Origin of the sequence: Streptomyces sp. NPDC005791 (assembly GCF_042871485.1) — a bacterium.
Classification (GTDB): domain Bacteria; phylum Actinomycetota; class Actinomycetes; order Streptomycetales; family Streptomycetaceae; genus Streptomyces.
The window spans coordinates 511,245-534,028 of record NZ_JBIAIP010000002.1 but is presented as its reverse complement, the minus strand read 5'-3'; the positions used below and the strand labels follow the sequence as shown (position 1 = coordinate 534,028).

Here is a 22,784-nt window from a genome sequence, read left to right as displayed (position 1 = left end):
CCGCTCCTACCCCGCCCTTTCCCATGAGCGGGCTCCGGCCCCTGGCGCCGGGCGGCCCGGAGGGCGGTGCGTGTCACACCTGCGAACGGTTACGTCACACGACGTCACGGCCTATCGTCGTCGCCATGTTCGCCGCCTACGCAGCCCGCATCGACCGTGACCGGCCCCTCGACGGACTCGAGCTGGGGGAACGCCCCGCGCCCGAGGCGCGACCCGGGTGGACCACCGTCCGCGTCAAGGCCGCTTCCCTCAACCATCACGACCTCTGGTCCCTGCGCGGCGTGGGCCTCGCCGAGGACAAGCTGCCCATGATTCTCGGCTGCGACGCCGCCGGCATCGACGAGGACGGCAACGAGGTCGTCCTGCATTCCGTCATCGGCCAGACCGGACACGGCGTGGGTCCGGACGAGCCGCGTTCCATCCTCACCGAGCGCTACCAGGGCACCTTCGCCGAGCAGGTCACCGTACCCAGCTGGAATGTTCTGCCCAAGCCGAAGGAACTCACCTTCCAACAGGCCGCCTGCCTGCCGACCGCCTGGCTGACGGCGTACCGGATGCTGTTCACCCGTGCCGGTGTGCGGCCCGGTGATTCCGTTCTCGTACAGGGGGCGGGCGGCGGTGTGGCCACCGCGGCGATCGTGCTCGGCAAGGCCGCCGGACTCCGGATGTTCGCCACCAGCCGGGACGATGCCAAGCGCAAGCGGGCCGTGGAACTGGGTGCGGTCGAGGCCTACGAACCCGGAGCGCGGCTGCCGAAGCGTGTCGACGCCGTCATCGAGACCGTGGGAGCGGCGACCTGGTCCCACTCGGTCAAATCGCTGCGGCCCGGCGGCACCCTGGTCATCTCCGGTGCCACCAGCGGTGACCGGCCCTCGCACGCCGAGCTGACCCGGGTCTTCTTTCTGGAGCTCAAGATCGTCGGCTCCACGATGGGCTCCAAGGACGAATTGGAGGACCTGCTGTCGTTCTGCGCGGCAACCGGCGTGCGACCCGTCATCGATGCGACTCTGCCGCTGGACCGGGCCCGCGAGGGCTTCGAGCGGCTCGCCGCCGGAGACCTGTTCGGGAAGATCGTGCTCACCGCCTCGTGAGCACGGCTACGGGAAGCCATGTGCGGTCGGGTGTCGTGGTGGCCGGTGCGTGCGCACCGGCTCGTCGGGCCTTCGGTGCACTCGGGCTTCACCTGCTCGAGCCCGGGCGCCGGACGAACGGCCCCGCCTCCCGCGCGGTCACTCTGCGGGCGCTCGCGTACGACATGGAGCGTCGTCCCCGATCGCCATCGCTGTCGTCAACGAAGGTTGACGAGACTCGGATGTCAACGTAAGTTGACGTTATGACCGAAGCAACGGATCTCGCCGCACGCGCCGGTGACCATGACCCGCGCGTCGGGCTGCGGGCCGTAGCCGCGCTACGGCGGCTGCTCGAGCAACTCGAAGCTGTCCAGGTGAGAAGCGCCCGCGTCCAGGGATGGTCGTGGCAGGAGATCGCTGCCGAGCTGGGTGTCAGCAGGCAGGCCGTGCACAAGAAGTACGGGAGGCACTGATGTTCGAGCGTTTCACCAAAGGGGCCCGGGCCACCGTCACCGGCGCAGTGGCCCATGCCGAACGGGTCGGAGCGGACTCGGTCACCGAGGAGCACCTGCTGCTCTCGCTGCTGGACCAGGAGGGCGGCAGGGCGTCCTCCGCCGTCGCAGCCCTCGGACTCAGCGACCGCCGTGCCGCGATGGAGACGGCGCTCGCGGAGGCCCGCCGACGCGGTGGGCTCACCAAGGCCGACACCGCGGCGCTGGCCGGTATCGGTATCGATGTCACCGAGATCGTGGCCCGGGTCGAGGGTGCCCACGGTGAAGGGGTCCTTGCGGGAGATCGCGGGAACCGTCGATGGTGGTCGGGACGCCGCGCCTTCACGGGCGGCGCCAAAGGCATCCTGGAGAAGTCCCTGCGCGTCGCCCTCGGGCGACGCGACCGCTTCATCGGTGAGGAGCACCTGCTGCTGGCCCTGACCGCATGCCCCGGCGTCGTCGCCGATGTACTCGCCGAGAACGGCGCGACCTACGCGACGGTGGAGCGGGCGCTGTACGGGGACGCAGGGCAGGGCCAGGCCCGGGCGAGCTGACCCGGCGGCGCCGGACCGGGCGGGCCGTGCCTCACCGGGCGGTGCTGCCCGGCCGGCGGGTTCCGGCCGGGCGCCGCGCGGGGTCAGGGGTGTCCGGAGGCGCCCTTCGCCTCGTCGGCCGGCCCGCGCAGCAGCGAACCGATGCGCGTCGCGGCTGTCGCCAGGTGGTTCCGGGCCTCCGAGAGCTGGGCCTCGGTGACGCCACGGTCCCGGGCCGCGTCACGGATGTCGTCACGGAAGCGGTCCAGCAGCCGGTCAAGGTCACGGGCCGGATCGCCGGTGGCCGTCGCGTCGGCGGCCCACTCGATGTCCGGCTCCTCGGGCACCGGACGGCTGTACGACGGCCAGGAACCGGTCCTGGCGAAGCTGCCGAGCTGGCCGGTGATCTCGGCCAGTCCGTCTCGCACACCCGCGGGCCAGTCTCCTCGGGCGAAGTGCTCCTGGACCTGGCGCGCGGCGTTCTGCATCTGCTCCCGTGCCTGCTCGTGGGCCTCCTGGGCCTGGCGGCGGGCCCGCTCCGCATCCTCACGGGCCTTGCGGGACTCGTCCTTCGCCCTGCGGGCCTGTTCCTTCCACTCCTGCTTGGCCTTGCTCAGTTCTTCCTTCGCCATGCGCCAGGCCTCGTTGTCCCCGAGGCCGGCGGGATCCCAGCCGCTCCGGCCGGCGCCGGCGGTCTGCTGGGACTCGGAGGCGGCCGCACGCATCTCGCTGCGGAGCCGGCCGGCCGCACCCCGCACGTCGTCGCGTATCTCGGCGGCCAGCTCGGAGACCGACTCGCGGATCTCCAGCTCCAGATCGGCCAGTTCCCCTCCGCGTCCCGCCAGCTCGGCCCGCCCGGCGTCGGTGATGGAGTAGACCTTGCGGCCGCCCTCGGTGGCATGGGTGACCAGGCCCTCGGCCTCCAGCTTGGCCAGGCGGGGGTACACCGTGCCCGCCGAAGGGGCGTACAGCCCCTGGAAACGCTCCTCCAGCAGCCGGATCACCTCGTATCCATGGCGGGGGGCCTCGTCCAGCAGCTTGAGGAGGTACAGGCGCAGGCGGCCATGGGCGAATACGGGGGCCATGTCAGAGCACCTTTCCGGTCGGCTCGGCATCATGTGCGCCGCCTTGGGCGGGTGGGCGGCGCAGCAGGGCGATTGAACCCGAGACGGTGGTCGCCTTCAGCGTGCCCGTGCCCGCGCCCAGCGTGCCGGTGATCTTCTTCGCGCCCCACTGGCCGCTCACGCGCAGGTCCTCGAAGGCGTTGGAGACCGTACCGCTCGCGGTGTTCGCCTCGACCTTCGCGTCCGCCGGGTGCGGCAGTCGGATCGCGATCTCGCCGGAGACCGACGTCAGTCTGATGTCCGTCGGCTTCGGCGAGGTGTCGAGATCGAGCACCATGTGGCCGGTGACGGACTCCGCCCGGACGGAGGTTCCGGCACCCTCGACGATCGTCAGATCGCCTGAGACGGACTTGAAGCGGAGGTCGCCGGTGACGGTCTGGGCCTCCAGGCCGCCGGAGACGGTCTCGGCCCTGACGACACCGGAGAGACCCACCAGGGTGGTGGCCCCGGAGATGCCCCGCAGCTCGGTCCGTCCTCGGATTCCGGAGACGACCGCCTCCGCGCCGATCGCGCCGACCTTCACGGTGGCGCCGGCCGGTACGGCGAGCGATACGGCGGCGCTGCGGTGGGGGCTCCCGCGGTCGAGCCAGGAAAGCAGGCCCTGCCACGGAAGGTCCTCGTAGGTGACGGTGAGGGTGCCTCCCTCCAGTGTCACGACCAGCGGTGGTCCCTCGATCGCGGACACCTCCAGCCGGGCGGTCGGCTCGTCGGTGCCGACCACATTGATCACGCCGTCGACGATGCGCACGTTGAGCGCTGTCACGGGGGCGTCGATGGCGAGCTTCCGGGGCTCGGCGACGGTCCACGTCGACTCAGGCATGGTCCGACCTCCCTCTGGGTGGTGAAACGCAACATATCGCGTCTTCTTCATAACACGATATATCGCGGATGAGGGAAGTCAAGGAGGAGTTGAGAAGGAAACGCAAGAGTGTGCGTAAAAGGATGATGAAGTGAAGTGAATCGTTCATATCCGGGCAAATTGCCTTAGCGTATGGGGCATGACCGCGACATCCGTGGGCGCCCTGCTCCTGTGCCGGGCCGACCCCGAGACCGTACGGCCCGTGGCCCACCTGCTCCGGGAGAGCATGCTGCTCGTGCGTGCCGGCGACGGCTGGAGCGTGCTCGTGCCCGAGGGGAAACCCTGGCGGAGGGACGGCCGTGAGGGCGGCGGAGGCGCGGCGACCGCCGGGGCCACCCCGGCCGACGGAGGCGGCGAGCCGGTCGACCGTGTCGTCGGCGGCTGGGCCACCGCACTCGCGGTGGGCTCCACCTGGCCGGTGCTCGCCCTGTGGTGGGACGGCGACCGGTCCGGCTACACCCTCGCCTCAGGTTTCCGCCGCCCGGTCGGCTACATCTGGCTCGCCGACGGCACCCCGGCCGCCGAGGACGAGGCGATGCGCACGTCCGCCGCCCGGCTGGGGCTCGACCCCGTCCTGGACGTCCAGGAGCTGGAGGCCCTGACCCGAGCGGACCCGGGTGCGGACGCCGACGTGCGGCTACGCGGTCTGCTCGCCGTCCTGACCAGGGCCGGGGTGGCCCTGCCGACCGGTCTCACGCCCGGCCAGTCAGCCGACCGGCTGCGCTCGGTGGCCGGGGCGTACCCGGAAGCGGAACGAATCGAATGGGCCGGCTGGCGCGACGCCGTGCGCGTCGAACTCGACGCCGTGGAGAGCGGCAGCCTCGGCCCGTGGATGCTCGGCCCGAGGGCCCGCGCGGTGGCAGTCGCGCAGGTCGCCACAGGGCTGCCGCTGACCCTGTGGGGCGCCCGCCGACGCAGCGGCGGATGGATCACCGCGGGCCTGGTGCTCCTCGTGCAGGGCCTGCTGGGGCTCGCCTACGACCACTGCAGGGGCTCGGCGGGCGGAAGCGCGGGACGGTGACTACTCGTCCTCGTCGTCGTCCAGCCGGGCCAGCCAGGTCGCCAGGCGCTCGACGGGGACCTCGAAGTCGGGGTTGAGGTCGACGAACGTACGGAGCTGCTCGGCGAGCCACTCGAAGGTGACCTCCTCCTCGCCGCGCCGCTTCTCCAGTTCCTCGATGCCACGGTCCGTGAAGTACATGCGACCAGGATAACGACGCCGGAAAACCGGAGGGCCCGGCCCCGCGCACCATGCGCGACGCCGGGCCCTCCGATGACGTACAGCCGCTGATCAGGCCTCGAAGACCTCGGCGACCAGCTGGGCCTGCTCGGCCTGGTGGCGCTTGGCCGAGCCGACTGCCGGGGACGAGCCGTGCGGACGCGAGATGCGGCGCAGGCGCTCGCCGTGCGGCACATCGGCGCCGACGGCCAGGTCCAGGTGGTCGATCAGGTTGAGCGCGATGAACGGCCACGCACCCTGGTTCGCCGGCTCCTCCTGGGCCCAGAGGTACTTCTCGGCGTTCGGGTACTTGGCGATCTCGGCCTGGATCTCCGCACCCGGCAGCGGGTACAGACGCTCCAGCCGGATGATCGCCGTCTCCGTGTCGCCACGCTTCTCGCGCTCGGCGTCCAGGTCGTAGTACAGCTTCCCGGAGACGAAGACGACCTTGCGGACCGCTTCGGCCTTGACCGTCTCGTCACCGATGACCGGGCGGAAGCCGCCGGTGGTGAACTCCTCCACCTTCGACGCGGCCGCCTTGAGGCGGAGCATCGACTTCGGGGTGAAGACGATCAGCGGCTTGTGGTGCGGGTTGTGCACCTGCCACCGCAGGAGGTGGAAGTAGTTCGACGGGAGCGTGGGCATCGCGACCGTCATGTTGTCCTGCGCGCACATCTGCAGGAAACGCTCCGGGCGGGCGGACGAGTGGTCCGGGCCCTGGCCCTCGTAGCCGTGCGGCAGCAGCAGGGTGACGCCGGACGTCTGGCCCCACTTCTGCTCGGCGGAGGAGATGAACTCGTCCACGACGGTCTGCGCGCCGTTGACGAAGTCACCGAACTGGGCCTCCCAGATCACCAGGGACTCCGGGCGGGCCAGCGAGTAGCCGTACTCGAAGCCCATCGCCGCGTACTCGCTGAGGAGCGAGTCGTAGACGTTGTAACGGGCCTGGTCGTCGGAGAGGTAGAGCAGCGGGGTGTAGTCCTCGCCGGTCTTCTGGTCGACGAGGACGGCGTGGCGCTGGCCGAACGTGCCGCGGCGGGTGTCCTGGCCGGCGAGCCGGACCGGGGTGCCCTCCATGAGCAGCGAGCCGATGGCCAGGGTCTCGCCCATGCCCCAGTCGATCGTGCCGTTCTCCACGGAGGCGGCACGGCGCTGCATCTGCGGCAGGAGACGCGGGTGGACGGTGATCCCGTCGGGGATGTTCACCTGCGACTCGGCGACCAGCTTCACGACCTCCGAGGACACCGCGGTGTTCACGGCGACCGGGAACTCCGCCTGCGCGTCCGGGACATGCGGCTGGGACGGCGCCGAGGTGGCCTCGCGGACCTCCGCGAACACCTTCTCCAGCTGGCCCTGGAAGTCCTGGAGCGCCTGCTCGGCCTCTTCCAGCGTGATGTCGCCGCGACCGATGAGGGACTCGGTGTAGAGCTTGCGCACCGAGCGCTTCTTGTCGATCAGGGTGTACATCTGCGGGTTGGTGAACTCCGGGTTGTCGCCCTCGTTGTGACCGCGGCGGCGGTAGCAGATGAGGTCGATGACGACGTCCTTGTTGAACGTCTGCCGGTACTCGAAGGCGAGCCGCGCGACGCGCACCACGGCCTCCGGGTCGTCGCCGTTGACGTGGATGATCGGCGCCTCGATCATGCGCGCCACGTCGGTGGCGTACATCGAGGAACGTGAGGACTCCGGGGCGGCGGTGAAGCCGACCTGGTTGTTGATCACCACGTGCACGGTGCCGCCGGTGCGGTAGCCGCGCAGCTGCGACATGTTGAGCGTCTCGGCGACGACGCCCTGGCCGGCGAAGGCCGCGTCGCCGTGGAGCGCGACCGGCAGGACCGTGAAGTCCGTGCCGCCCTTGTTGATGATGTCCTGCTTGGCGCGGGCGATGCCCTCGAGGACCGGGTCGACGGCCTCCAGGTGCGAGGGGTTGGCGGCCAGCGAGACCTTGATCTGCTCGCCGTCCAGACCGGTGAAGGTGCCCTCGGCGCCCAGGTGGTACTTGACGTCACCGGAGCCGTGCATCGAACGCGGGTCGAGGTTGCCCTCGAACTCGCGGAAGATCTGCGCGTACGACTTGCCGACGATGTTGGCCAGCACGTTGAGGCGGCCGCGGTGGGCCATGCCGATGACGACCTCGTCGAGGCGGGCCTCGGCGGCGGAGTCGATGACCGCGTCGAGCAGCGGGATGACGGACTCGCCGCCCTCCAGCGAGAACCGCTTCTGGCCGACGTACTTGGTCTGCAGGAACGTCTCGAACGCCTCCGCGGCGTTGAGGCGGCGCAGGATCCGCAGCTGCTCCTCGCGCTCCGGGGCCGGGCGCGGACGCTCCACCCGGTCCTGGAGCCACTTGCGCTCCTTCGGCTCCTGGATGTGCATGAACTCGATGCCGGTCGTGCGGCAGTACGACTCGCGCAGGACACCGAGGATGTCGCGGAGCTTCATCATCGTCTTGCCGGCGAAGCCGCCGACCGCGAAGTCCCGCTCCAGGTCCCACAGAGTGAGACCGTGCTCGGTGATGTCCAGGTCGGGGTGCTTGCGCTGGCGGTACTCCAGCGGGTCGGTGTCGGCCATGACGTGGCCGCGGACCCGGTAGGAGTGGATCAGCTCGAAGACCCGCGCGGCCTTGGTGACGTCGTCGTCGTGCGAGGCGTCGATGTCCTTGAGCCAGCGGACCGGCTCGTAGGGGATGCGCAGCGCCTTGAAGATCTCGTCGTAGAAGTCGTTCTCGCCGAGCAGCAGCTGGGCCAGGACACGCAGGAACTCGCCGGACGCGGCGCCCTGGATGACCCGGTGGTCGTACGTCGAGGTCAGCGTCATGACCTTGGAGATGCCCAGCTTGTTCAGGGTGTCCTGCGAGGTGCCCTGGAACTCGGCCGGGTAGTCCATCGCGCCGACGCCCATGATGAGGCCCTGTCCGGGCATCAGGCGGGGCACCGAGTGCACGGTGCCGATGCCGCCGGGGTTGGTCAGCGAGGCGGTGACACCGGAGAAGTCGTCCATGCCGAGCTTGCCGACACGGGCGCGGCGGACGATGTCCTCGTACGCCTGCCAGAACTCGAAGAAGTTGAGCGTCTCGGCCTTCTTGATGGCCGCGACCACGAGCTGGCGGTCGCCGTTCGGCTTCACCAGGTCGATGGCCAGGCCGAGATTGACGTGCTCGGGCTTGACCAGGGTCGGCTTGCCGTCCTTCACCGCGAAGGAGTAGTTCATCGACGGCATGGCCTTGAGGGCCTGCACCATCGCGTACCCGATGAGGTGCGTGAAGGAGATCTTCCCGCCGCGGGCCCGCTTCAGGTGGTTGTTGATGACGATGCGGTTGTCGAAGAGCAGCTTCACCGGCACGGCGCGGACCGACGTGGCCGTCGGCAGCTCCAGCGAGGCGTTCATGTTCTTCGCGACGGCGGCCGAGGGGCCGCGCAGCGTCACGAACTCCGGGCCCGCGGGGGCCTCGGCCGCCGCGTCCGCCTTCGCGGGAGCCGGTGCCGCCTTCGCGGGCGCGGCCTTCGCGGGGGCGGCAGGAGCCTTCGCCGGAGCGGCGGGAGCGGACGGGGCCGTGGCAGCGGGCGCGGCCGGAGCCTGCGCCGCGGCCTTCGCCGGAGCGGTGTTGTTCGCGGCGGTGGCGGCCGGAGCCGGGGTCACCGCTCCCGCAGGTGCGGGAACGGGCTTGTCCGCCGTGCCGGACGTACCCGGCTTGTAGTCGGCGAAGAAGTCCCACCAGGCGCGGTCGACCGAACTGGGGTCCTGGAGGTACTGCTGGTAGATCTCGTCGACGAGCCACTCATTGGGGCCGAAAGCGGCGGCCGGGTTGGACCCGGAGCCCGCTTCTTGATCGGTCGAGATGCTCGAGTTACTGGGGGACTGAGACGACACGGCGGCAACCGCCCTCTTCCGCTTCACAAGGTGATGGACAGCGGAAATCAAGGCTACGCCTCCCGAGCCGTTACGTGCAGGCCGGGCCGGTCTTCGTCGTGCACATCACATCGGAAGTCGGGTTTCGGCGCACGAAATGGCGGGAAACAAGCAGAGTTCCGCTGCCCTTCGGGTACGTGAGGCCAGTGCTGCGGCCCCCTGGACCGTATCTCTTTCCCGAACGAGAAGGGGAAACGGGGCCCTCCGCTTCGAACGCCGGGTCAACCGTGCGTCGACACAATCCCCGGAAGGGTGACCTGGATTCGGCATCCGCGGGCGGATTCGGCCACCCCGATGCGACCGCCGTGCAGATCCACCGCCCAGCGGGCGATCGCGAGACCGAGCCCCGTGCCGCCGTCGCTGCCCGGACCGTGCGGGGACGGGGCCTGGCCGCGGTTGAAGCGCTCGAAGACCCGGTGGCGCTCCGCTTCCGGAATGCCGGGGCCCTCGTCGATGACTTCCAGTTCCAGCGACTCCGGATGCGCCCCGCGCCGCGCCAGCACGGTGACCCGGCCGTGCGGCGGGCTGTGCTTGACGGCGTTGTCGATCAGATTGGCGACCACCTGGTGCAGACGCTCCGCGTCCGCGTGCGCCGTCAGCTCGGGAGGCGACACGTCGAGGTGCAGATGGACGTCGGTGCGGGAGTGGTTCCCGGAACCGGAGGAGAGCCGGCGCTGCGACGTGGCGAGATTCGCTTCCTTCAGGACGCCCGAGAGGTACGGCCAGACCTCGAAGCGGCGCGCCTTGAGCGCCACCACGCCGTTGTCCAGCCGGGAGAGGTCCAGCAGGGTCTCCACCAGTCTGCCGAGGCGTTCGGTCTGTTTCAGCGCCGTACGCATCGTCTCGGGGTCCGCGGCGGACACCCCGTCCACCACGTTCTCCAGGACCGCTCTCAGTGCCGCGATCGGTGTGCGCAGCTCATGGGAGACGTTGGCCACCAGCTCCTTGCGGTGCCGGTCCTCCGCCTCCAGGTCGTCCGTCATGCGGTTGATCGTCTGCGCGAGGTCGCCGAGCTCGTCACGCCGCCCGGCGCCGCTCACCCGTCTGGTGTAGTCGCCGTGCGAGATCGACCGTGCGACGGCCCGCATCTCGTCCAGCGGCGCGGTCAGACCGTGCGCCACGAACTGGGTGATCAACAGGGTGGCGATCACCGAGAAGACCGTGATGAACCGGAATTCGGTCCTGGTCCGCAGGGCGACGATCAGCAGTCCGGTCGTGATGAACACGGAGACCACCACGAGCGTGCCCAGTTTGGCCTTGATCGAGAAGGGCCGCAGTCCGGAGCCGGGCCGCGTCATGGCGCGGGTGTCTCCAGGGCGTAGCCGACGCCGTGCACGGTACGGATCCGCTCGGCGCCGATCTTCCGGCGCAGCGCCTTGATGTGGCTGTCGACCGTACGGGTCCCGGAGGCGTCCGCCCAGTCCCAGACCTCGGCCAGCAGCTGTTCCCGGGACAGCACCGCGCGCGGGGTGTTGGCCAGGCAGACCAGCAGGTCGAACTCGGTCGGGGTGAGGTGGACGTCATCGGCGCGCACCCTGACACGGCGCTGCGCGTGGTCGATCTCCAGCTCGCCGAGGCGCAGGATGCCGCTGCGCGGCGTCACGGCGGCCAGTGCGGCCCGCTCGACCCGGCGCAGCAGGACGTGGACCCGCGCCGCCAGCTCCCGCATGGAGAACGGCTTGGTCATGTAGTCGTCGGCGCCGACCCCGAGCCCCACCAGCATGTCGGTCTCGTCGTCCCGTGCGGTGAGCATCAGCACCGGCACGGGGCGCTGGGCCTGCACCCGACGGCAGACCTCCAGGCCGTCGAAGCCGGGGAGCATGATGTCGAGCACCATCAGGTCGGGCTGCCACGCCTCGGCCGCGTCCACGGCCGCCGGGCCGTCCAGCGCGGTCTGCACCAGAAAGCCCTCGGCCCGCAGCCGGGCGGAAATGGCGTCGACGATCGTCGGGTCGTCCTCGACCACCAGCACCCGGCGCTGAGCCCCGGGGGTGGCCGCGACGCCGTTGTGGGTGGTGTGTGTCTGTTCCATCGCCCCGCCCCTGCCCGTTCTCACGGAGGCCATTCCTCCGGAGCACGGTTATCGCTTGTGGATTTTCGTCGGTGATCCCTTGTGCCGGTCAGCAGCGTAAGGGCAGAGGACACCTCTCGGCTACGCAGGGTGTTGTCCGTCGTGCAGCTGTTACCCGCGGGAACGAGAGAGATCGGCGCACTTGTCCCGCCTGATCCGGCGCGCGACCGGGACATGAGTGCCGACTGAGGGTTCAGTCGTCCCGGAGTGCGAGATGAACCACGTCCGGTACACCTCGGGCAACCGCTACTTCTTTGGTCTTTACTGCGTGGAATCCGGCATTCCGCATAGCTTGCTCGAATGCGGTGGACGGCTGCGCGGACCATACGGCGAGGACTCCGCCGGGCGTCAGACGCGCTCGGCAGGCAGCGAGACCGGCGGGTGAATAGAGGGTTCCGTTGTCCTGGGTGACGGTCCAGTCCGGGCCGTTGTCGATGTCCAGGCACAGCGCGTCGTAACGCTCCGTGGTGGTGCGGAGGTGGTCGACGAGGTCCGTACGCAGGATCTCGGTCCGCGGATCGGCGAGCGCCGCACCGGAGATCCGGCCGAGCGGTCCGTCGAGGTGCCAGTCCACGACGGCCTGTTCCCGCTCGACGACGGCGATCCTGCCCCAGCGGGATTCGGTGGCGGCCCGCACCAGCGAGAACCCGACACCGAGCCCGCCGATCAGCACCGACGGATCCCGCCGTCCGGCGGGCAGGGCGTCGAGTGCCGCGTCGATCAGGAGCCGCTCCGAACGCCCGTCGGACGTGTCCATCAGGAAGCAGCCGTTGGCGATGATCTCGAACGTGTCGCCGCGCTCGCGCAGGACGACTTCGCCGAAGGGCCCGTCGCGGCGGTCGAGGACGACGGGGCGTGGGGCGTCTGTGGCGGGCATGGGCGCGGTCTCCGGTCTCCTGCGTGCGGCGGGTGGTTCTCTCTGTGATCGCCCAGTTTCACCCACCGCCGGGCCGCCGGACCAGCTGTTATCGGCGGCTTCACCTCCCGGGGGGCGGTCGCGTCGGGAATGGCCGTGCGACGCGGGGTGCTGGCGTAGATGTGTACGCCGTGCGCCCGGGGATCCGGTTGATCGCTGAGAGCGAACGGAGCAGGGGGAACATTTGGCGGATCACAAGCATTGAGTCCACATAACTCAACTTGCCTGCCGAAGGGGAGATCATGACTGCTGAGTCCAATGCGTCCGGGGCGTTCACGCCGATCGACCTGCCCGTACTGCCGCTCGACGACGAGGTCGTGCTGCCCGGCATGGTCGTACCGCTCGACCTGTCGGACACGGAGGTGCGCGCCGCCGTCGAGGCCGCTCAGGCCGTGGCGCGGGCCGGTGGCGGCAAGCCGGAGGTGCTGCTCGTGCCGCGCATCGACGGCAATTACACCGGGACCGGTGTCCTGGGCACCGTCGAGCAGGTGGGACGGCTGTCGGACGGTGACCCGGGCGCGCTGATCCGGGCCCGTGACCGGGTGCGGATCGGTGCAGGGACGAGCGGTCCCGGGAACGCGCTGTGGGTGGAGGGCACCCGGGTCGACGTGTCGGTACCCGACCCCCTGCCCGGTTCCGCCGCCGAGCTGGCCAAGGAGTACAAGGCCCTCGCCACCAGCTGGCTGAAGAAGCGTGGCGCCTGGCAGGTCGTGGACCGGGTCCAGCAGATCGAGGACATCTCCGCGCTCGCCGACAATTCCGGGTACTCGCCCTTCCTCACCACCGCGCAGAAGGTCCAGCTGCTGGAGACCGCCGACGCGGTCGCCCGTCTGAAGCTGGCCATCCAGTGGCTCGGCGAGCACCTCGCCGAGCAGGACGTCGCCGAGTCCATCGCCAAGGACGTCCAGGAGGGTGTCGACAAGCAGCAGCGCGAGTTCCTGCTGCGGCGCCAGCTCGACGCCGTACGCAAGGAGCTCTCCGAGCTCAACGGCGAAGACGGTTCCGGTGACGCGACCGACGACTACCGCGCGCGTGTCGAAGCCGCCGATCTTCCGGAGCACGTCCGCACGGCTGCCCTCAAGGAGGTCGAGAAGCTGGAGCGGTCCTCCGACCAGAGCCCCGAAGGCTCCTGGATCCGCACCTGGCTGGACACCGTCCTCGAACTGCCCTGGACCGAACGGACCGAGGACGCGTACGACATCAAGGGCGCCCGGGAGATCCTCGACGCCGAACACGCGGGCCTGCAGGACGTGAAGGAGCGCATCACCGAGTACCTCGCGGTGCGCAAGCGGCGTGCGGACCGCGGGCTCGGTGTGGTCGGTGGCCGGCGCGGCGGCGCGGTGCTGGCGCTGGTCGGCCCGCCCGGCGTCGGGAAGACCTCGCTCGGTGAGAGCGTCGCGCACGCCATGGGGCGCAAGTTCGTCAGGGTCGCGCTCGGCGGTGTCCGGGACGAGGCCGAGATCCGGGGCCACCGGCGTACGTACGTCGGCGCGCTCCCGGGGCGCATCGTCCGGGCGGTCAAGGAGGCCGGTTCGATGAACCCGGTCGTCCTGCTCGACGAGATCGACAAGGTCGGGTCCGACTTCCGGGGCGACCCGGCGGCCGCCCTGCTGGAGGTGCTCGACCCGGCGCAGAACCACACCTTCCGCGATCACTACCTGGAGGTCGAACTGGACCTCAGCGACGTCGTGTTCCTGGCCACGGCCAACGTCCTCGAATCCATTCCGGAGGCCCTGCTCGACCGCATGGAGCTGGTCACGCTGGACGGGTACACCGAGGACGAGAAGGTCGTCATCGCCCGTGACCACCTGCTGCCGCGCCAGCTGGAGCGGGCCGGGCTGAAGGAGGACGAGGTCGGTCTCGACGAGTCGGCTCTGCGCAAGCTCGCCGGGGAGTACACCCGGGAGGCCGGCGTCCGGAACCTGGAGCGGGCCGTCGCACGGCTGCTCCGCAAGGTCGCGGCCCAGCACGAACTCGGCGAGCGTGAACTGCCCTTCACGGTGACCGAGGACGACCTGCGGGGTCTGATCGGCCGGCCGCATCACGTGCCGGAGTCCGCCCAGGTCCCGGCCGAACGCCGCACCGCGGTGCCGGGTGTGGCCACGGGCCTCGCGGTGACCGGAGCGGGCGGGGACGTGCTCTTCGTCGAGGCGTCGCTGGCCGACCCGGAGACCGGGGCCTCAGGGCTGACCCTGACCGGTCAGCTGGGCGACGTCATGAAGGAGTCCGCACAGATCGCCCTGAGCTTCCTCCGTTCGCACGGAGCGGAGCTGGAGCTCCCGGTCGCGGACCTCAAGGACCGGGGTGCGCACATCCACTTCCCGGCGGGTGCGGTCCCCAAGGACGGCCCGAGCGCGGGGATCACCATGACGACGGCGCTGGCCTCCCTGCTCTCGGGGCGGCTCGTGCGGACGGATGTGGCCATGACCGGTGAGGTGTCGCTGACCGGCCGGGTACTCCCGATCGGTGGCCTGAAGCAGAAGCTGCTGGCCGCGCACCGGGCCGGCATCACCACGGTCGTGATCCCCAAGCGCAACGAGGCCGATCTGGACGACGTCCCGGCCGAGGTCCTCGACACCTTGGAGGTCCACCCGGTGAACGACGTCCGACAGGTGCTGGAGATCGCGCTGGCACCGGCCTCGGCCAGGGTGCCGGACCGGATCCCGGCCGCCGCGTAGGCGTCACGGCGTGACGGGCGTGGCACCACGCCGACGGCCGGTCGGGGCGGCCCGTCCCTCCCGTGAGGGAGGGACGGGCCGTTCCGCGTGCGCGGCGGGTCAGGGGCGGTAGACCGTGCCGGGCTCGGGCTCGGCGGGGGCCATCAGCTGGGGGACCGTCACGAAGGTGTAGCCGTCCTTCTGCAGCGCGTCGATGACGCCCGGCACCGCGGGCACGGTGCCCTCGTAGATGTCGTGCAGCAGGATGATCCCGTCCCTGCCCGCCTGGTCGAGGGTCCGCTTCCTGATCAGCGCGGAGTCGTGCCTGCGAAATACTGGCCCAGCTGCGGCGATGGCCGGAGTCGAAAGAAAGTTTCAGCGGCGGGAAAGCGTAGGAGGGGTGCTGACGTGCACGGGAGCGGAAGCGGCGGTGAACCCGGCGCAGCGGCCGGGAGCGGTGTGGACCATGAGTTCCTCGCCCTGGAGCGGGAGCTGGCGGTCTTCCTGCGCCGTGCGCGGGCCACTTCGGGGGAGATGGCCCGCGAGGTCCATCCGGATCTGGAGGCCGCCGCCTACGGTCTCCTCGTCCGGCTCGATTCGGTGGGACCGCAGCGAGCCACGGACCTCGCCGCCTACGTCGGGGTGGGCAAGGCGACCATGAGCCGTCAGCTGCGGGCCCTGGAAGGGCTGGGCCTGGTGGTGCGGGAGACCGACCCGGCCGACGGCCGCGCCTCGCTCGTCCGCCTCACCGATGAGGGCTTCGCGCGCTTCCGCAGCGTCAGGGACGCCCGCCGCGGCCGGTATGCCCGCAAGCTCGCGGGCTGGGACCGGGCCGAGGTGGCGGAACTGGCTCGGCTGCTGCACCACTTGAACGAGCGGGCCGAGGGCTGAGACGGCCGGCGGGGCCGTTCGGTCCCGCCGACGAACGGAGGTCACAGCTGTGCGATGACCGCTGTCGCGTCGTCATGTGTCTTGCCTCCGCGCAGGTACAGGCGATCGGTGTCGGCCCGCTCCAGTTCCCTGACCCGGTCGATCAGCCCCTGCGGCCCCTCCTCGCGCAACACGGCGAGTGCCGCCGTCCAGTCGCCCTCACGGAACTTCTCCGTCCAGCGGCTCGCGCCGTCGGTCAGGGCGGCCAGTGCCCGGACCTCCGCCCGCGGGGTCTCACCGGTCACGGCGCGTGACGACACCGCTGGGTCCGCGGCCGCTGTGAAGAAGCCGCCCTCCTTGTTCCGTACGCGCGCGTCGGCGATCTCCTCCGAGGTGAGCGAGCCCGGCGGCAGCCGGTCGAGACGGTCGTCGAGCAGCGGCCGGACCGTGCCGTCGGACGCCTCGACGAGCAGGACCGAGTCCGAGAGCACCAGGTGCTCGACCCGCTCGTCGTCCCAACGCGCCAGCACCACCGTCGCCTGAGGTGTGCGGGGGTGAGAAAGGTCACACGGGGAGCGGTGGCTGTCGGCGGTGCGCCGGATGGACGCCGAGAGGACCTCCGCCAGCGTCAGGTCCCGCCGCGAAGCGGACAGTTCGGCCAGCGCGCCTCCGAGTCGCGCGGTGAACCACGGAACCGAATGCACACACCCGTCGTCACCAGGGGGCGGTGTGACACCGTCGAGCAGGACGAGGGCGCCACCCCGGCCCGCCGCGGGGGCAGCGGCCGAGACCCAGTCCTCGTTGGGGCGTTCGGGGCTACCGGGCTCCGTGGCGAGTTCGATACGCATCCGCTCAGTCTGCACGATGCCTTCCCGCCGTGTGCCCGACCCGGCGTCCGGCCGTACCGCCAGGTCAGATGGTGCGCCGTGGGTGGGATCCAGGGCTCCGTGCATATGCGGGCGGGCATACTGCCAAAGCCTGGCCCGAACTTCCACCCGGCGGTCCGTGCATGCCCTGGGGCCCCCGTGGGGAGACTTGTTCGCCAACTCCGGAGTGCGGTTCACTCGTTCGAGTGGCGGAGCGGTTGATGCACGGCCCCCTCTCAAAAGCGCTGGAATGGTCGGAAGCCGTACGGCGCACACCAGGGCGGGCGCCCATTACACGTGACCGTGCGTCACCTCTGCTTCAAGGGCGGACGAGTCAAGATTGCGAGCACCGGTGCAGAAGAAGCGGCCTCGGAGCAAGGACAGCACGCGCGTGGAGTCCGGGGCGACGCCCCAGCCGGCGGGTGCCTCCAAGCGGACCGTGCGGGTACGCAGCCGGCTCGTCGCCGGCGTCGCCGTCGTAGGGATCACCGTCATCGCCGCGGGCGCACCGGCGGCCCTCGGCGCATCCGCCGATCTCAACGAGTCCCAGCGGCTGGTCACGCTCGCCGAGCTGAACCAGCAGGCGATCACCCTCGCGCACTCCCTCGCGGACGAGCGCGACGAGGTCACCGCCCACATCGCGGGCGGCCGTGAGACCGAGGACGCCGAGGACGCCACCACGAGTCCCGCGGCCCGCGTCGACCAGCAGGTGGACGAGATCACGGCGTCAGCTCCGGCGGCGCTGCGCCGGGACCTCGCCGCCGTTCCCTCGCTGCGCCGGACCGCCCTCACGGGCAAGGGCTCGGCGATGGAGGCCTACACGGCGTACTCCGAGGTCATCGCCAAGCTCCACGACGTCGCCGACGAGCTCGCCGAGAAGACCCCACCGCGGGCCGCCGACGCCACCCGCGCCCCGCTCGCGCTCGGCGGCGCGGTGGAGCAGGCCTCCGCCACCAGGGGGCTGCTCCTGGCCGCGCTGGCCGTCCCGGGCACGGAACCGCAGCAGCAGATCGACCCGTTCACCGGTCTTCCGGTCCAGGGCCAGGACACGGCCTCCGACGAGGACGACCGCAACCGCGACGAGCTGAGCGCCGCCGCCCAGCAGGCGCGGGTGCGTGAGCTCGCCTCTCTCGCCGAGTTCGACCAGGCCGCCGGGTCCTCCGCCAGGGACCGGCTCGCCTCCACGGTCACCGGCCCCGAGGTCACCAGCGCGGAGAAGTACCTCACGCGGTTCACCGACCGCCCCGAACTGTCCGACGCCGAACGGGAGACCGACCCCGAGAAGGTCGAGGCGGCGCTCTCCGCCCGTATCGACCGCATGCGCGGAGTCGAGTCCGCGCTGGGCACCGCGCAGGTCGAGCGACTGGAGGGCCTGCGCGACGACGACGTCACCGCGCTGGAAATCCGCCTCGCCCTGCTCGGCGGCTGTGTGCTGATCGCCGTCGGCGTCTCCACCGCCGTCGCCCGCACCCTCACCCAGCCGCTCGCCGTCCTGCGGATCGGGGCCGGCCGCATCGCCGCCGAGCCCGAGACCGCCGAACCGGTCCGCTACACGGGGCGCAACGACGAGTTCGCCCAGGTCGTACGGTCGATCAACACGCTGCACGGCAAGCTGCACGGACTGCACCACGAGGTCACGGGCAAGCTCGAGAGCCTGCAGACCGAGCGCGGCGAACTCGTCACCGGCCGGGAGGCCCTCACACTCGAGCGGGCCGAGCTCCAGGCCCGGGTGGCGGAACTCACGGGGCAGCTCGAGCGGCTGCGGAACACGGTGCACCACACCTTCGTCAACCTGTCGCTGCGCACGCTCGGCCTGGTCGAGCGTCAGCTCGGCGTCATCGAGGGCCTGGAGGAACGCGAGCAGGACCCGGAACGCCTCGCGACCCTCTTCAAGCTGGACCACATGGCCACCGTCATGCGGCGCCACAGCGAGAACCTGCTCGTCCTCGCCGGAACCGAGCACAACCAGACGCACGCCGGCCCGATCCCCCTCGTCGACGTACTGCGCGCCGGGGTCAGCGAGATCGAGCGGTACGAGCGGGTCACCATCCAGTCCCTGCCGCCGCACGCCCAGGTCGCGGGCTTCGCCGCCGACGACCTGAGTCACCTCGTCGCCGAACTCCTGGAGAACGCGACCGCCTTCTCGCCGCCCGACAGCCATGTCGAGCTCTCCGGCTGGTTGCTGGAGACCGGGGAGGTGATGCTCTCCGTGCAGGACGAGGGCATCGGCATGTCGGCGGTCCGGATGGGCGAGCTCAATGCCAGGCTGGCCGATCCGGCGTCCTTCGAAGCGGGCGAACAGGCCGCCGACGGAGCCGGACTGGGCCTCCAGGTGACGTCGCTGCTGGCGGCCCGCCACGGCGTGCGGGTGCAGCTGCGCGAACGGAAGGGCAGCGGGGTGAACGCGGTCGTCGTCCTTCCGCAGGCACTGCTGCCCACGGCGCCGCCCGCGGCTTCGCCGCCGCCCGTACCGCTGTCGGGGGACGCGCCCACGCTGAATCTCCCGGGTTCGGTCGCCGAGGCCAACTCCAACGCGCTGCCGCCCCGTTCGGCCCCGCCTGCGGAGGACCCGCTGATCGCGGCCGCTGAGCGGAGCCTGCGGGCCGCGGGTCAGGAACCCGCGGCGGCACCGGAGCCGGCACCGTCCGAGCCCGCGGCGGCACCGGAGCCCGAGGCGACGGAGCCGACTGCGCCCGCTCCCGCCGAGCCCGTGTCCGAGCCCGTGTCCGAGCCCGTGTCCGGGGTCGGCGAGGAGGAGGAGGTTGGCGAGGAGGCCGGGACCCGCGAAGTGTCCGAGGCCGAGACCACGATGCAGGTCCGGCTGCCCGCGCGCCAGGACGCACCGAGTCCGTACACCATCGGGCCCGACGCCCACGAGCGCGCCGCCGACACGAGCCCCGCCACGGCCCCCGCGTCCGCCGACGCTCCGGCCGCCGACGCCGTGCCGGGGCCCCGGCAGCCGCTGACCGGCCTGGGCGAGGAGGTGCCCGACCCGGCGCCCCAGCCCGAGCGCCTCACGGACAAGGGGCTGCCCAAGCGCACCCCCAGGATCACCGCGCAGCCCTCCGCACCGGTCACCGAGCGCACGGGGGGCCTGGACAAGGACGCCCTGCGCCGCCGGCTCGGCGGGTTCCACCAGGGCGCGAAGGAGGGGCGCCGCGACGTGGAGGCGGAAACCGGCGAGAGTGGCCCACAGACCGACCATGACCGTACCGACGGTCGCATCGATGAGACGGGGGACACAGTCGAGGAGGCACGCAGTTGACTGCGCCCAGCACGCTCGGGCTGAGTACCGAGGCCCGGAATCTTCACTGGTTGCTGAGCAATCTCGTGGAGGAGGTGCCAGGGGTCCACTCGGTCACCGTCGTCTCGTCCGACGGGCTGATGCTGCTCTCCTCGGACCCCGGTCTCACGACGGCCGACGCGGCAGGACGGCGGACGGGCCCCAGGGGCTCCAGCGCCGACCTCGCCACCATCGTCTCCGGCATCGGGTCCCTCACGATCGGTGCCGCCAAGCTGATGGACGCCGGCGGCGTCAAGCAGACGATGGTCGCGATGGACGAGGGCAGTGTCTTCGTCATGTCGATCAGTGATGGTTCCCTGCTCGGGGTGCACGCCACCGCCGACTGCGACATGAGCGTCATCGCCTACCACATGGCGCTCTTCGTCGGCCGCGCCGGACATGTACTCACCCCCGAACTCCGCGGTGAGCTGCGCAAATCATTGGAGAGCACCCAGTGACGTCAGCCGCTGAACCCGCACGAAAACTCCCCGTCCGGGGCGCGGACCGCAAGGCCGCACGGGTCCGTCCGTACTCCCTCACCGCCGGCCGCACCCGCTTCGGCCACGTCCTGCTCGTCGAGACGTTCGTCGCCGCGCTGGAGGCTCCTGAGGAGCGCCGCGAGCTCACGAACGGCAACCTCGCCTCGCGCGTCATGCCGGAGCTCCACGCCATCGTCGAACTCTGTCGCCGCATGCGTACGGTCGCGGAGATCTCCGCCCTGCTGCGGATGCCGCTCGGCGTGGTCCGGGTCCTGCTCAGCGACCTGGCCGACCAAGGAAAGATCCGCGTCTACGACACCGGTCACGGCACCGGCCAGCCCGACCGCGCGCTGCTCGAAAGGGTGCTCAATGGACTCCGCCGTCTCTGACGCGCCACTCTTCACCCCGCGTCAGCGGGCGCCGCAGGACCAGCCCGACGAGGCGGTGCAGGCCTGGCAGCTCGACCACACGCGCGCACCGATCGCGACCAAGATCGTGGTCGCGGGCGGGTTCGGCGTGGGCAAGACGACCTTCGTCAGCTCGGTCTCCGAGATAACACCGCTGCAGACCGAAGCGCTGATGACGCGGGCCAGCGAGGAGACCGACGACCTCACGGCCACCCCCGACAAGGTCACCACGACCGTCGCGATGGACTTCGGCCGCCTCACCCTGGACGACGACCTCGTCCTGTACGTCTTCGGCACCCCCGGGCAGCAGCGCTTCTGGTTCATGTGGGACGACCTGGTGCGCGGCGCGATCGGCGCGGTCGTACTGGCCGACACGCGGCGTCTCGCCGACTGCTTCGCCGCGCTCGACTACTTCGAGAGCTGCGGCCTTCCCTACATCGTCGCCGTCAACCACTTCGAGGGAACGACCGGTTACGACGAGGAGGACGTCAGGGAGGCCCTGTCCGTGTCTCCGCGGGTGCCGGTTGTGATCATGGACGCGCGTCAGAGGATCACCGTCGTCGAGTCGCTGCTCACCCTGGTGGGCCACGCGCTCGACGCCGCCCCCGAGTAGGACCGACCGGTACGCGGGGGTGAAGGTGAGAGTCCGGGGCCGTGCCCTGACCCCGCCGCACCCCTGTGCCGGTCGGTCCGAGAAGACGCCCCCCGAACACGTAACGGAGCAGCGATGCGGAAGATACTGATAGTCGGAGCCGGTCAGTCCGGCCTCCAGTTGGCCCTCGGACTGCAGTCCGAAGGGTACGAGGTCACCCTGATGTCCAACCGCACCGCGGACGAGGTCCGGTCCGGCCGGGTCATGTCGACGCAGTGCATGTTCCACACGGCTCTCGAGCACGAGCGCGACCTGCAGCTCAACTTCTGGGAGTCGCAGGCCCCGCGGATCGAGGGTGTCGGCGTCTCCGTCGCCGGGCCCGACTCCTCGCGCGTCATCGACTGGGTCGGCAAGCTGGACGGCTTCGCGCAGTCCGTCGACCAGCGCGTGAAGATGGCGGGCTGGATGGAGACCTTCGCCCAGCGCGGCGGACAGCTCGTCATCCACGGTGCCGCGGTCTCCGACCTGGACTACTTCTCCCGTACGTACGACCTGGTGATGGTGTCGGCGGGAAAGGGCGAGCTGGTCTCCATGTTCGGCCGGGACGCCTCCCGTTCGCCCTACGACGCCCCGCAGCGGGCGCTGGCGGTGGCGTACGTCCACGGTCTGGGTCCTCGCCCGGAGCACCCGGAGTTCGACGCGGTGCGGTGCAACCTCGTCCCGGGTGTCGGTGAGCTCTTCGTCATGCCGACCCTGACGACGTCGGGACGCGCGGACATCCTGTTCTGGGAGGGCGTCCCCGGTGGCCCGCTCGATGCCTTCCAGGGCATCAAGGACCCCTCGGAACACCTGTCCAGGACGCTGGAGCTCATGGAGAAGTACACGCCGTGGGAGTACGCACGCGCCACGAAGGTCGAACTGACGGACGCCAACGCGACGCTGTCGGGCCGTTACGCCCCGACCGTGCGCGAGCCCGTCGGCCGGCTGCCCGGCGGTGGCCTGGCCCTGGGCGTCGGGGACGTGGTCGTCGCGAACGACCCGGTCACCGGCCAGGGCTCCAACACCGCGTCCAAGTGCGCGCACTCCTACCTGCGTTCGATCCTGGAGCACGGCGACCGGCCTTTCGACGAGGAGTGGATGGAAGCCACGTTCGAGCGCCACTGGGAGAACACGCAGCACGTCGTCAGGTGGACCAACGCGATGCTCGGGCCGCCGCCGGAGCACGTGCTGAACCTGATCGGCGCGGCCGGTCAGCTCCAGCCGGCCGCGGACCGGTTCGCCAACGGGTTCAACGACCCGGCGGACTTCGACAACTTCTTCTTCGAGCCGGAGAAGACGAACGCCTACCTCGCCGAGATCTCGGGCGCGCGGGGCTGACACCCGCTCCCGCGGAGCCGGGCCCCACGTTCCGTCACACTGCCGTGGACGGACGCGGCGG

The 22,784-nt window shown here is 70.8% G+C and carries 19 protein-coding genes and 1 pseudogene; 11 read left to right on the top strand and 9 right to left on the bottom strand.

The genetic code is table 11. From position 1 onward, the window contains the following. Positions 1-125: 125 nt before the first annotated feature. The 3 genes from ACFYSH_RS06725 to ACFYSH_RS06715 all read left to right on the top strand — a co-directional run bounded on the left by ACFYSH_RS06725 (position 126) and on the right by ACFYSH_RS06715 (position 2,115). The gene (locus ACFYSH_RS06725) at positions 126-1,091 is read left to right on the top strand and encodes a zinc-binding dehydrogenase (protein ID WP_388751207.1); all 966 of its coding nucleotides are present in this window, start codon (positions 126-128) and stop codon (positions 1,089-1,091) included. A gap of 242 nt (positions 1,092-1,333) precedes the next feature. Then, positions 1,334-1,543, top strand: a complete 210-nt coding sequence (locus ACFYSH_RS06720) for a sigma factor-like helix-turn-helix DNA-binding protein (protein ID WP_033298277.1) — start codon at positions 1,334-1,336, stop codon at positions 1,541-1,543. Continuing rightward, complete coding sequence (locus tag ACFYSH_RS06715) at positions 1,543-2,115, top strand: Clp protease N-terminal domain-containing protein (RefSeq protein WP_359472386.1); 573 nt, start codon at positions 1,543-1,545, stop codon at positions 2,113-2,115. Before ACFYSH_RS06720 ends, ACFYSH_RS06715 begins: the two co-directional genes overlap by 1 nt. An 83-nt stretch (positions 2,116-2,198) precedes the next feature. Here ACFYSH_RS06715 and ACFYSH_RS06710 read toward each other — a convergent pair whose 3' ends face one another. Together ACFYSH_RS06710 and ACFYSH_RS06705 are read right to left on the bottom strand one after the other, a co-directional pair. Then, positions 2,199-3,179 carry a helix-turn-helix transcriptional regulator gene (locus tag ACFYSH_RS06710; protein WP_388751204.1) on the bottom strand — a complete coding sequence of 327 codons (981 nt, stop codon included), beginning with the start codon at positions 3,177-3,179 and terminating at the stop codon, positions 2,199-2,201. 1 nt (position 3,180) lies between these two features. After that, the gene (locus ACFYSH_RS06705; protein WP_359472390.1) at positions 3,181-4,038 is read right to left on the bottom strand and encodes a DUF4097 family beta strand repeat-containing protein; all 858 of its coding nucleotides are present in this window, start codon (positions 4,036-4,038) and stop codon (positions 3,181-3,183) included. 178 nt (positions 4,039-4,216) lie between these two features. Between ACFYSH_RS06705 and ACFYSH_RS06700 the strand changes: the two genes are divergently transcribed. Continuing rightward, the gene (locus ACFYSH_RS06700) at positions 4,217-5,098 is read left to right on the top strand and encodes a hypothetical protein (RefSeq protein ID WP_359472392.1); all 882 of its coding nucleotides are present in this window, start codon (positions 4,217-4,219) and stop codon (positions 5,096-5,098) included. On the opposite strand, the gene ACFYSH_RS06695 is transcribed toward ACFYSH_RS06700, so the two are convergent. The 5 genes from ACFYSH_RS06695 to ACFYSH_RS06675 all read right to left on the bottom strand — a co-directional run bounded on the left by ACFYSH_RS06695 (position 5,099) and on the right by ACFYSH_RS06675 (position 12,153). Then, positions 5,099-5,278: a DUF6104 family protein gene (locus ACFYSH_RS06695; RefSeq protein ID WP_014048295.1), complete on the bottom strand. Its 180-nt coding sequence runs from the start codon at positions 5,276-5,278 to the stop codon at positions 5,099-5,101. A gap of 90 nt (positions 5,279-5,368) precedes the next feature. Further along, positions 5,369-9,166 carry a multifunctional oxoglutarate decarboxylase/oxoglutarate dehydrogenase thiamine pyrophosphate-binding subunit/dihydrolipoyllysine-residue succinyltransferase subunit gene (locus tag ACFYSH_RS06690; protein ID WP_359472395.1) on the bottom strand — a complete coding sequence of 1,266 codons (3,798 nt, stop codon included), beginning with the start codon at positions 9,164-9,166 and terminating at the stop codon, positions 5,369-5,371. 260 nt (positions 9,167-9,426) lie between these two features. After that, on the bottom strand, positions 9,427-10,503 hold the full coding sequence (locus ACFYSH_RS06685) for an ATP-binding protein (protein ID WP_388751201.1): 1,077 nt from the start codon (positions 10,501-10,503) through the stop codon (positions 9,427-9,429). Beyond that, on the bottom strand, positions 10,500-11,237 hold the full coding sequence (locus ACFYSH_RS06680; RefSeq protein WP_056794186.1) for a response regulator transcription factor: 738 nt from the start codon (positions 11,235-11,237) through the stop codon (positions 10,500-10,502). The genes ACFYSH_RS06685 and ACFYSH_RS06680 overlap by 4 nt, the downstream gene beginning before the upstream one ends. A 232-nt stretch (positions 11,238-11,469) precedes the next feature. Next, the gene (locus ACFYSH_RS06675; protein ID WP_359472400.1) at positions 11,470-12,153 is read right to left on the bottom strand and encodes a spermidine synthase; all 684 of its coding nucleotides are present in this window, start codon (positions 12,151-12,153) and stop codon (positions 11,470-11,472) included. 281 nt (positions 12,154-12,434) lie between these two features. Here ACFYSH_RS06675 and lon point away from each other — a divergent pair, with 281 nt between their 5' ends. Beyond that, positions 12,435-14,870 carry an endopeptidase La gene (lon, locus tag ACFYSH_RS06670; RefSeq protein WP_388751199.1) on the top strand — a complete coding sequence of 812 codons (2,436 nt, stop codon included), beginning with the start codon at positions 12,435-12,437 and terminating at the stop codon, positions 14,868-14,870. Positions 14,871-14,969: 99 nt separating this feature from the next. On the opposite strand, the pseudogene ACFYSH_RS06665 reads toward lon, so the two are convergent. Beyond that, a pseudogene (locus ACFYSH_RS06665) lies at positions 14,970-15,173 on the bottom strand (polysaccharide deacetylase family protein); the annotation flags it as partial. Positions 15,174-15,257: 84 nt separating this feature from the next. On the opposite strand from ACFYSH_RS06665, the gene ACFYSH_RS06660 reads away from it, so the two are divergent. Further along, entirely contained in the window at positions 15,258-15,740 is a 483-nt protein-coding gene (locus ACFYSH_RS06660; RefSeq protein ID WP_359472404.1) for a MarR family transcriptional regulator, read from the top strand. Between the two features lie 41 nt (positions 15,741-15,781). Here the strand turns inward: ACFYSH_RS06660 and ACFYSH_RS06655 are convergent, their stop codons facing one another. Continuing rightward, positions 15,782-16,567 carry a protein phosphatase 2C domain-containing protein gene (locus tag ACFYSH_RS06655; protein ID WP_359472406.1) on the bottom strand — a complete coding sequence of 262 codons (786 nt, stop codon included), beginning with the start codon at positions 16,565-16,567 and terminating at the stop codon, positions 15,782-15,784. A gap of 370 nt (positions 16,568-16,937) precedes the next feature. Here ACFYSH_RS06655 and ACFYSH_RS06650 point away from each other — a divergent pair, with 370 nt between their 5' ends. From ACFYSH_RS06650 to ACFYSH_RS06630, 5 genes are all read left to right on the top strand, one after another. Continuing rightward, a complete protein-coding gene (locus ACFYSH_RS06650; protein WP_388751196.1) occupies positions 16,938-19,850 on the top strand; it encodes a nitrate- and nitrite sensing domain-containing protein in 2,913 nt (970 codons plus the stop codon). After that, positions 19,847-20,326 carry a roadblock/LC7 domain-containing protein gene (locus tag ACFYSH_RS06645; protein WP_388751194.1) on the top strand — a complete coding sequence of 160 codons (480 nt, stop codon included), beginning with the start codon at positions 19,847-19,849 and terminating at the stop codon, positions 20,324-20,326. The genes ACFYSH_RS06650 and ACFYSH_RS06645 overlap by 4 nt, the downstream gene beginning before the upstream one ends. Beyond that, entirely contained in the window at positions 20,323-20,736 is a 414-nt protein-coding gene (locus ACFYSH_RS06640; RefSeq protein WP_359472412.1) for a DUF742 domain-containing protein, read from the top strand. The genes ACFYSH_RS06645 and ACFYSH_RS06640 overlap by 4 nt, the downstream gene beginning before the upstream one ends. After that, complete coding sequence (locus ACFYSH_RS06635) at positions 20,717-21,367, top strand: ATP/GTP-binding protein (RefSeq protein ID WP_359472414.1); 651 nt, start codon at positions 20,717-20,719, stop codon at positions 21,365-21,367. Before ACFYSH_RS06640 ends, ACFYSH_RS06635 begins: the two co-directional genes overlap by 20 nt. Before the next feature lie 114 nt (positions 21,368-21,481). Beyond that, positions 21,482-22,723 (top strand): styrene monooxygenase/indole monooxygenase family protein, encoded by a 1,242-nt coding sequence (locus tag ACFYSH_RS06630; protein ID WP_359472416.1) that lies wholly within the window; start codon positions 21,482-21,484, stop codon positions 22,721-22,723. Positions 22,724-22,784: the final 61 nt, after the last annotated feature.